The sequence below is a fragment of the Bacteroidota bacterium genome, assembly GCA_039111535.1.
GTDB lineage: Bacteria > Bacteroidota > Rhodothermia > Rhodothermales > JAHQVL01 > JBCCIM01.
The window spans coordinates 26,808-36,669 of the sequence record JBCCIM010000040.1; the positions used below are offsets into that span (position 1 = coordinate 26,808).

At 49.6% G+C, this 9,862-nt stretch carries 9 protein-coding genes; 5 read left to right on the forward strand and 4 right to left on the reverse strand.

Annotated features, from left to right (window positions below):
* Positions 1-135: 135 nt before the first annotated feature.
* Together AAF564_08695 and AAF564_08700 are read left to right on the forward strand one after the other, a co-directional pair.
* Complete coding sequence (locus AAF564_08695; GenBank protein ID MEM8485615.1) at positions 136-861, forward strand: head GIN domain-containing protein; 726 nt, start codon at positions 136-138, stop codon at positions 859-861.
* Positions 862-964: 103 nt separating this feature from the next.
* Entirely contained in the window at positions 965-1,693 is a 729-nt protein-coding gene (locus tag AAF564_08700; protein ID MEM8485616.1) for a hypothetical protein, read from the forward strand.
* Positions 1,694-1,746: 53 nt separating this feature from the next.
* Here AAF564_08700 and AAF564_08705 read toward each other — a convergent pair whose 3' ends face one another.
* On the reverse strand, positions 1,747-2,154 hold the full coding sequence (locus tag AAF564_08705; protein ID MEM8485617.1) for a BON domain-containing protein: 408 nt from the start codon (positions 2,152-2,154) through the stop codon (positions 1,747-1,749).
* A gap of 361 nt (positions 2,155-2,515) precedes the next feature.
* On the opposite strand from AAF564_08705, the gene AAF564_08710 reads away from it, so the two are divergent.
* The gene (locus AAF564_08710; GenBank protein ID MEM8485618.1) at positions 2,516-2,920 is read left to right on the forward strand and encodes a DUF4332 domain-containing protein; all 405 of its coding nucleotides are present in this window, start codon (positions 2,516-2,518) and stop codon (positions 2,918-2,920) included.
* A gap of 271 nt (positions 2,921-3,191) precedes the next feature.
* Entirely contained in the window at positions 3,192-4,589 is a 1,398-nt protein-coding gene (locus AAF564_08715) for an MBL fold metallo-hydrolase (GenBank protein ID MEM8485619.1), read from the forward strand.
* Here AAF564_08715 and AAF564_08720 read toward each other — a convergent pair.
* The 3 genes from AAF564_08720 to AAF564_08730 form a co-directional block, all read right to left on the reverse strand.
* Positions 4,579-5,727, reverse strand: coding sequence for an iron-containing alcohol dehydrogenase (locus tag AAF564_08720; protein ID MEM8485620.1), 1,149 nt, complete (start codon positions 5,725-5,727; stop codon positions 4,579-4,581). The genes AAF564_08715 and AAF564_08720 overlap by 11 nt on opposite strands.
* Positions 5,728-5,786: 59 nt before the next feature.
* Positions 5,787-6,383, reverse strand: coding sequence for a hypothetical protein (locus AAF564_08725; GenBank protein ID MEM8485621.1), 597 nt, complete (start codon positions 6,381-6,383; stop codon positions 5,787-5,789).
* A gap of 364 nt (positions 6,384-6,747) precedes the next feature.
* Positions 6,748-8,409, reverse strand: coding sequence for a S41 family peptidase (locus tag AAF564_08730; protein ID MEM8485622.1), 1,662 nt, complete (start codon positions 8,407-8,409; stop codon positions 6,748-6,750).
* Positions 8,410-9,255: 846 nt separating this feature from the next.
* Between AAF564_08730 and AAF564_08735 the strand changes: the two genes are divergently transcribed.
* Complete coding sequence (locus tag AAF564_08735; GenBank protein ID MEM8485623.1) at positions 9,256-9,636, forward strand: sigma-70 family RNA polymerase sigma factor; 381 nt, start codon at positions 9,256-9,258, stop codon at positions 9,634-9,636.
* The last annotated feature ends 226 nt before the right edge of the window (positions 9,637-9,862 follow it).

The following is a 9,862-nucleotide window of genomic DNA, read 5'->3' on the forward strand; positions in this document are numbered from 1 at the left end:
GATCTCATCCGTAGCTCTTTCGACGTTGGTTTATTCCGCGGTATAGCCTCCAACAACAACAGCATTATTTGCGGAAGCATACCCGACAAAGGTCTGATGCGTCAAAGAGTCCCTACCCTCAACTACCCCAATGCCATGCAGAAAGCTCATCTCCTTCTCATTGTCCCTTTGCTCGTATTCAGCAGCTGCATAATCGGTGCAGAATCAAACAGAATAACGGGCAGTGGTCTACTTGAAACGCGTACGGTCGATGTTTCCAACTTTACAGGCGTTTCGATGAGCATCCCGGGCGACCTTACTCTCATCCAGGGGTCGGAAGAATCGTTGCGTATTTCAGCGCAGGCTGACCTCTACCCGTTCATCAACATCTTTGTCCGTGATGGCCGGCTTCGGATCGAAACCAACGACGACGTTTCCCTGGACCCGACACAACCCATCACGATAACGATTGGCGTACAAAACCTGGACTTACTTCAGTTCGCAGGAACGGGTACCGTACGCATGGACACGCTGAACACCATAGATTTCAATCTTGATCTTACCGGCAGTGGCGAAATGCAATTTGCTGCATTTTCTGCAGAAACCCTCGACCTATCTTTAACTGGCTCAGGCAACCTGGATTTTTCAGGTACGGTCATCGCACAGAACATTGCGATCACAGGATCAGGAGACCTGGAAGCTCGCAATCTGGAAAGTCAGGATGCAGACGTATCTATTAGTGGCAGCGGATCCGCCGTAATCAACGTAACAGAAGCGTTGACAGCCAACATATCGGGCAGTGGCAACATCAGGTACCGCGGTACCCCAACAGTTGAGGCTGCAGTCACAGGCTCTGGAAGCGTTGAACCTCTCGGGGAGTGAGTTACCAGGTGGCACATCACAGACCGGAATAGGCTTTGAACTATGTAGCTGATATCCTCAAAGATATTCAAAAAACGTAGTTTAAGGCCCATAGGTGACTGTTATGTTAATCAACAAGTCTTCAATTGTATACAATCAACGCCGCCCCGCCCCATCCTTTGTAATTTTATTATTGGTGCTGGTTTACGCGCTACTTTCTTCAGGTTGCGCCGGCGTAAATCCACTACAGGAATACGACTTTACAGACGCCACAATGGTTGTTGAAGCGCCGGTTGCGCCCAAACCTTCTATTGTTACAAACAGCGAATATGACATCCTGGATGTTTTCGAAGGCTCAGCTGAATCGATCTTCCGCGCAACCACGGCTGTAGTAAAAGAAACCCAGGCGCACAAAGCAAGGAAACGAATCAAGCATGCAGCAGAAGACCTTGATGTATCCATGCTGATAGCTGAAGGCATCGCGGAACGAGCAGATCGGTATCTGGGGTTTGCACCTGCAACAAAAGGGGAGTACCCAGACCTGGTACTGCGCCTCGACATTGCAAAACATGGCCTGTACTCAGGGCCGGCTTTTGATGGGAGAACAGAATTCTTTCTTGACGCACACGTCAAACTCATCGACGACTACACAGGAGAAGCGCTATGGGACAAAGATGTAAGTATTGTAGAACCCATATCAGACCATTTCCTGTTCAGTAACATTCTCACATCGAAAGAATTGTCTGACATGAGCGAAGCGGAAATGCAAGACGCACTCTACAGAATCAGTGACTACACGGCTGACTACGTGGTGCGTGTGCTGCGCCGGGAAATTCACCGCGCGCAACGCTAGATGCGAGTTGGTACGGGGATATTCGTGATATCCCCGTACGTCCTCACAAAATTCTACAGCTCAGGAATCAGGATAATCTGACCCGGGTAGATGAGATCAGGATCTTTGATTACTTCTCTGTTTGCTGCAAACAGTGCTTCCCACTTGTCGAAACTGCCATAAACTTCTTTGGCAATTTTAGAAAGCGAGTCACCGCTCTGGATGGTGTAGTGGCGGAGCTCAGGCTCAGCAACAGTCAACATATCATTTACAGCTTCCACGCCTTTAACGTTACCAGCCATAAGTACAGCTTTCTGCTTGGTAGCAAGAGAATCAGCTTCACCGGAGATGGTTACGGTTTCGTCTGCATAGGCAATGTTCAATCCATTGATTTTATCGCCAAACGCCATGGAAATGTGATTCTGGATCTGCTCCTGTTCTTTACCTTCGTCAACGTCCATGCCGAAGGCCTTTTTAAACATGTCAAAAAGTCCCATAATTAAATCGAATACCTCAAGATGCTTGTTTAGTGTAAGGCTGAAAAATACCGAGTCTGAACCAACAGGCATCACCCCTTCCAGCCCTTACGTATTGCTAGCGAGAAGATAGTGCCAAAGCCAGAAAGGGAAAAATGTTTCTGCAATATATATGCAATAAGCCACTTAAACAGGTTAAAAACATCTATTTGTATTATTTTGCAACACGCAAATAAATTCACTTATGTATAATAATGATACAAATCGCTCTACAAACCCGGGTTTATTGACGATTAAAACACATGGCATACGATTTGGGATTGGCACATCTGTAATAATCCCACACATTGAAACCCAGCATTGTAAAATGGCAAAGATCACCACGATAGAAGGCATTGGCGACACGTATGCAGAAAAATTCAGAACAGCAGGCGTAGGGTCTGTTGAGATGCTACTCAAAAAGGGCAGCTCAAAAAAAGGCCGGCTCACGCTAGCTGAACAAACAGGACTCGATGCCTCCCGCGTTCTTAAATTTGTAAACCACGCAGACCTGATTCGCATCAAAGGTATCGGCGGAGAATATGCCGAGCTACTGGAAGCCGCTGGCGTTGACACCGTAAAAGAACTCGCCCAACGGAATGCAATCAACCTGCACGAAAAAATGAAATCTGTAAACGGCGAAAAGAAGCTGGTTCGCCAGGTTGCCGCCCGTTCGCAAGTTGAAGAGTGGATCCGACAGGCCAAACGTCTGCCACGCGCTGTGCAGTACTAAGCTGTAAAGTACCAAAAGCACAGCATCACGACAGTTACGCAACCACCAAGCGCAACCCATAAGGTTATCCTTCCACGCTTAGCGCGCCCAAGGTCTGCAGTCACAACAGACCATGGGTGCACTAGCTGCTTTTATACCCTTCTGGCCCTGGACAGATAGATAAAGCAAAGAAACACTCAATACCCCTTCTCTGTAGGAAAGACCTTAATTTGAAAAGTTTACTAGCTTTTCAGCTCGCTCAATCAATCATGCTTTAACTGGTCGGAGTGAAATGGAGTTTGTTGCGCTGGGGGACACAGAGGAAATAGGTGCCAGCTGTCTCTTCCTTAAAATCAATGAGACCGGTATCGTACTCGATGCCGGCGCCGATCCAGAGGAAGAGGGAGAAGCCAGTCTGCCTGACTTTGACATCCTAAAGAAGAAGACCGGCTACTACGTCGACCATGCGGTCATAACGCATGCACATCACGACCACATGGGCTCTCTGCCCATTCTGATTCGCGAGTTTCCGCACGTAGTCGTCCACATGACCCCGGTCACCCGTCAGTTTGTTGAATTCTTGCTACCAGCCTCTGCGCGGTTGCAGCGAAGAAAACTACGCGAAGGCTCCAGCTTTGCTGAACCCCTTTTCAACGAAGAAGAGGTAGAAATGCAAAGCCACTTGTACCTGACACACGAGTTGCAAGATACTTTCCCGATTTCCGGCATGCACGACAATGCGGAGATTCGTGGCAAGCTATACAATGCGGGGCATGTACTCGGGGCAGCCGGCATTGAAATTACGTTTGAAGAAAACGGCAAACAGCGCCGGCTCTTCTACACCAGCGACACCAGCATTCGCCCGCAACACATTATCCCTGGCGGCGACTACCCCGAAGGCCCGATTGACATCCTCCTTTTAGAATCCACGCTGGGTGCAGACCCTGACGCTGAGTTGACCACGCGTAAACTCGAAGAAGAACGCTTGCTCAAAAGTGTCCAGCGCGTGCTTGATCGAGGCGGCACCATCCTTTTCCCTGTTTTTGCCCTTGGCCGCGCCCAGGAAATCCTGGCCGTCATTGATCGGTTCAAAAGCAAAAACCAGATTGACCCCGACATCCCTGTCTACACTGCTGGCGGCATGCGTGCAGTAGCTGATTTGTACGACAAGTCGCGGCACACCACCCCACGTATCAACCCTGAATTCCAGGTATTTGGCGTTCCCCAAAAAAGGCTCCCCCGGAGCAACAAGGCAACAAGAGAAGCCCTCAGCCGGCCAAGTATCCACGTGGTGAGTAGCGGAATGATGTTCGAGCGCACCATTTCAAACCGGCTCGCACAAGAGCTGGTTGAAGATGAAAAAAATGGCATTTTCCTGGTTGGCTATGCCAAAGACGACTCGCCGGCCCGGCTCGCACTCGAAGCAGCACAAGAAGGCAAAGGCAACGAAGTGGTACTGGATCGCATGGTAGGTCCGCAACCCATCAATTGCGACGTTGAGCGCTTCCGCTTTAGTGGCCACAGCCACAGACGCGAATTGCTACAAATCGTTGAAAAACTTAAGCCGGCTAAAATTGTGCTCGTCCACGGCGAAACGGAAGCCAGAAACTGGATGGCAGATAATATCCGGTACTACTACCCGGAAGCTGAGATTATCCTGCCGCAACACGGCGAATCTATCAACCTGTAGCGCCTATTGTTGTTAAGATGTGTAGGTAGTCAGCTTCCGCCATCGGCTGCGGATTCGACGCATTCGAGTTATTCGCCACCGCTCCTGCGGCAATCTGTGGATACATCTCTTCTGGAATATCCAACGATGCAAAAGCCGGAACATGTAAGGCCACCGCAAGGGCATTAACTGCATCTAAAAACGCTTCCGCCCCCTCCTCGACACCCAAGACACGCATTCCCGGGTTCACCAGCGCATAAAGCGCTGAAAGCCGCGGCGCCACAACAGGCGCATGATAGCGCATAACCGGTGCCAATAACATTGCATTAGCCAGCCCGTGGGGCACATCCCAGATACCACCCAGCGTCTCAGATAAGCAGTGCACACCCCCGACATCTGCGTTACCAAAAGCCATGCCGGCCAGGGTAGAAGCCCGCATGACGGCAAAACGCGCCGCTTCGTCGTGCATATCCTCGTACAACCGGCGCAAATGGGTAAAGAGCAGCACAACCGCCTTCTCAGCAAGCGCATCAGACACAGGATTATGCAATGCCACCGTATACGCCTCGACGGCATGCGTAAGCGCATCCATTCCTGTATAAGCCACCAGGTGCGCCGGCAGGGTTTGCAGGAGGTCTGGATCAACCAGTGCCACATCCGGAAACATGGCGTCCCCCTTCACACTCAGCTTCCGCTGCTGGCCGGCGTGTGAGATCACAGAAACCCACGTAACTTCCGATCCCGTGCCACAGGTAGTGGGAATCGCAACAAAGGGTACCGTACCTTCTGTAAATTGATTTTTCCCTTCGTAATCCAAACAAGAACCCGGATTCCTGAGCAACATCGAAACTGCTTTGGCAGCATCCAAAACACTGCCGCCTCCGAGGCCAATCACAAACTCAATCCCTTCATCACGCCCATGTGCAGCCATCTTGTCAATGGTCTGGTATCGCGGGTTTGGCTCAACGGCGTCTTGCACATCAACCACAAGGCCAGCAGCATGGAGCAGCTTCACGGCCTGATCCGGCCAAGGCGTTGCACGCAATCCTTCATCAAGCACCAGCATGACGCGCTGGCAACCATGGGCCAAAACAGCGTCTGCTACCGAATGAATACAACCGGGTGCAACCGTAACGTGGGTGGGTAATCGAAAAGCCAAAACGGGGTATGTTGAAATGAGACACCTGCGAAAAACGCAAGTAAGGTAACCCCTGAATCTTAAAACTGAAACCCTACATCCATGCTAAAATCAAGGACGTTGAGCGAACCATAGTTATACCCGTAGTGGTGATTCGAACAGGAAACGTACCTATACCGGCCCTGGCTCATGATAAAAATGTTTTTGCTGACGTTCACAATTAATCCAAGAGACACTTCAGCGCCAAAATTCAACCCGCGCTTTTCAGCAAAAAGGGGCAAATCAGGATTGGGACCCTGCTGAACTGCATAACTATAGGGTGCTCCGGTAATTGGATCGACTTTTTCAGTTTGCCTGTAGAAATGGGCAGACAACCCGACGCCGGCTACAGGAAAAACGAGCGCACTAGGACTCGGGAGTGCGTACGTATAGCTGGCAGTGAGCGGTAAAGATCTGAATTTCCAGTCAGCCTTGATTTGGTGAACACGCTCCAGCGCCTTTGGCATAGAAGCTGAGCGAAAGTACTCTGCACGCAGGTTAAACGCGTGTGGACCACGCAACGGAAAGCTAACAGTAACTGCTTTGGAAGAAGTGCTCAGGCTAATGCGGTAAGGCTCATTATGCGTTGGTGCCGGCGCCGTATCCAGGATATAAACAGCCCGCTTCTGCGCACACATCTGCTTTGCAAAAAACAAGCAGATTGTCATCAAAAGACAACAGCAAACGCAATGTGACGAACGTGGCGACATGGGTAAACCGACAATAATTTATACTGTACACAGATATCCGACGGGAGTGGGGGGTCAGACCAAGCACAGCTAACAAACGTAGTATCGGTATTACACTCGGTGCCTTAAGTCGAATACGAAAAATTTGCGGGCCCTTTACACAAATGCGGGTCAACAGGGGCCGCGAAATGGGGAAGCACTTTTAGGATATTTATCTATCCTAAAATTGTCAAGTACTTTTGTATCACAATTCTGTAGCTATTTGCAATTACCGGGCCATACACCCGGTTCATCAACAAAAAGTACAGTTCTTTTAACGATGAAGCACGGCCAGGTCTTCTACAAGGCCCCAAAGCTCAATCGCTTCGTTGATTTCCGGGTCGATGGTATTTACAATCGGATGCCAAACACCGCGCCCATAGAGCTGGCGGGCAAGCAATGCCTTGATCCGGGTCTCAAATGTATTACGCTGAGACGCAACATCGGTCATTGCATAAATGTCTGCATCCGGATTTACACGCGCCGGATCGTCTGTAACTTCGACACCTTTGTCCCGGGCAAACTCCCAGAAGGCATCCCATACATCTTCACCAATGCGATAGGTATCAATAAATTCGGCTCTCCGCGTACCCCAGGTATCGCGGTACATCTGTTCATGGGTTTCAAACCACTCACGGGCGAAGAGTTGATCGAGCTGTCCGCCAATCACCGCGCCGGCTGCAGGAGACGTCAACGTATCAAGCGGCAGAATATAATCGGGTAGAATACCACCGCCTCCATATACAACACGGTTTTTGGATGTAAAGTATTTCAGGGAGTCAGGCATATTCTCAGCATACTCATCTGCACTCAGTGAGCGATGCTGCGTCTGTGGCTTTTGGGAATAGTAGTCTTCGATATTACCGTCTTCATAAGGCGTCTGAATAAGCCGGCCAGAAGGCGTGTAATACCGGGAAATGGTCATCTGGAGCACACTGCGATCGGGAAGCTGGAATTGCGATTGCACCAGGCCTTTCCCGAATGTCCGCCGGCCAACGATCAATGCCCGGTCGTGATCCTGCAATGCGCCGGCAACAATCTCGCTGGCAGACGCCGAATATTCGTTAACCAGCACGATCACTGGATAATTTTCTAGCGTACCGCCGTTGGTTGACCGCACAACTTTGTCGTATTGCGCATTCCGACCCTTCGTATACACCAGGGTTTTGTTACCCGGGATCAGTTCGTCGGCGATTTTCTCAGCCGATTCCATGATGCCACCCCCATTGTAGCGCAAGTCGATAATCAAGCGCTCCATGCCATCCTGGCGAAGCTTGTCTGCATGCTCCTTAAATTCCTGATAAGTGGTCATCGCAAACCGGTCGATACGCACATAACCGGTCATGTCATCCAGCATGTAAGAAGCATCGATGGTATAAAGCGGAATCCGGTCGCGTGTGATGGTAAAGTCGAGCGGCCGCGGTGCGCGGTTGCGATGTATCGTTACGTCGACTTTGGTACCAATTTTACCTTTGAGATTTTTCTGAACGTCACGCGAGGTAAATCCGATTGCGCTAGAGTCATTGATGGCAATAATCCGGTCGCCGGCAACCAGGCCAACTTTGTCGCTTGGCCCGTTGGTAATGGTAGATACCACGCGAATGGTATCGTCGATGACTTCAAAAAGCACCCCGATACCGCCAAAAGAGCCTTTATACGTTTCTTGCAGCTCATCAATTTCTTCAGAACTGATGTAGATGGAGTGAGGATCAAGCTCCTCGAGCATGCCCAGCACTGCACTTTCTACAATTTCTTTGGGATCCGCTTCGTCGACATATTGCCGCTGAATGATGATGAACGCATTTTCGAGCTTTTGGAGCTGCTCATACGTGTCATTATCAGAAGAGAGTGCTGTCTCCAGATTAAGGCCCAGCACCAAACCGATGGCAAGAATAAAAAGGCCTGAAACAGCGTGTGACTTTTTAAAAAGCTTCATAAATCTGTTGTGTCGAACATCCTGCCGAGAGGATGTATGGCAATAAAGCGGATGCGTATCCTACTTCAGAATTTGTTGCGTGCTGATCTTTATGCGCTAAGCGCTGAACCCTGCACTTTGTTCACAATGCAAAGAATCCAGCGTATTTCAACAATGCAATGTACTATGATTCGCCCAAAAGACTCAATTGTTGCGCCGGCTATCAAGGACAATCACCAACACAAACCAGGCTTCTATCTTACAATAGAGTAATCAGCAGAATTTGGCAAGCAAATGCAAAATTAATACACCCGAAATGGGCCCGTTAACCGATGCGCATGCGCCAGCGTGCAATCTGTCTATTTAGTAGGCGAACTTGTTGTTTGTTACGCGACCTATCTCCGTAAAGATTAGAACGCACCAAAAGGCTACAAATTGCCTGTATCTGATGTGCGCTAAAATTTCAGGGATGTCCAGGGTCGGCAGCAAACAAAAACTTGGATACTCTTGGGGAGCAATCAACGTACGCTACATGGCGGGCAAGTAGATATAACGCACAACGTTGGTATCAGCAAGGTACCATCGTTTCTAAAGTGACTACCTATTATTCTACACAAAAAGCAAGCCGAACGGGAAATTGCAGCCTTTTATTTAAAGATGAAAATACGCGATTTCCGTCACGTCCTCCAACATGCCCACGTTTCCTGCGTCAACATATACCACACAGTCGCTACAATTATTATTTCCGGGCTGTAACCTTTTGCAAAACCGGCGCGTTTTTGCATTAGAGTAACCAAAATGAGACAATCGATCCTATTGCGCGCGATTTGAGATCCTGGTTTGACCATTATTCAATTTGAAAAACAAATGCATCGGTACCAAAACCGGGTATATGGCTTTGCCTATCACTACCTGGGTAATCGAGAAGAAGCCGAAGACGTAACGCAAGAGGTTTTTATTCGATTATGGAAGCACCGGGAAAACATTGACGAAGAGCAGCCATTGGGTTGGTTGCTACGCGTCACGCGGAATGCATCTGTAGATGCTATACGGAGGCGGAAGACGTACACCAACGCTGTGTCTGTAAATACCGAGCTACTCGACTTTGCACACGGCATGGACCCGCTACCGGATACCAACACGGAGCAGTCTGACTTCCGCAGTCATTTGTTGAAAGCGGTTGAAACCCTGGCTGAGCCATACCGGAGCATTGTCGCGCGTTGTTGGCTGTTGCAGATATTCGTATAGCGTGGACAGGTACAGGTTGTCTTCGTACATACCTGATATCGATGCCAGACTTGCCGATACGGCCGCCTGGCCCTGACGGAAGACGAGCAGGTACATCGTCATCGCACCGAGTGATTTCATCTTCGATTTCGGGGACGAACCGGGCTTCGCGCAACTCGATGGCGATCCTGGTGAGCGTATCCGCGATGTATCCCAGATTGCTGTCCGGCCGGACGAAAGACATGAA

Coding starts and splice junctions, on each gene's coding strand:
- AAF564_08730 (MEM8485622.1), bottom strand. CDS start 8,409: ATGAAGCTTTTTAAAAAGTCACACGCTGTTTCAGGCCTTTTTATTCTT.
- AAF564_08715 (MEM8485619.1), top strand. CDS start 3,192: ATGGAGTTTGTTGCGCTGGGGGACACAGAGGAAATAGGTGCCAGCTGT.
- AAF564_08700 (MEM8485616.1), top strand. CDS start 965: ATGTTAATCAACAAGTCTTCAATTGTATACAATCAACGCCGCCCCGCC.
- AAF564_08710 (MEM8485618.1), top strand. CDS start 2,516: ATGGCAAAGATCACCACGATAGAAGGCATTGGCGACACGTATGCAGAA.
- AAF564_08705 (MEM8485617.1), bottom strand. CDS start 2,154: ATGTTTAAAAAGGCCTTCGGCATGGACGTTGACGAAGGTAAAGAACAG.
- AAF564_08725 (MEM8485621.1), bottom strand. CDS start 6,383: ATGTGTGCGCAGAAGCGGGCTGTTTATATCCTGGATACGGCGCCGGCA.
- AAF564_08695 (MEM8485615.1), top strand. CDS start 136: ATGCAGAAAGCTCATCTCCTTCTCATTGTCCCTTTGCTCGTATTCAGC.
- AAF564_08735 (MEM8485623.1), top strand. CDS start 9,256: ATGCATCGGTACCAAAACCGGGTATATGGCTTTGCCTATCACTACCTG.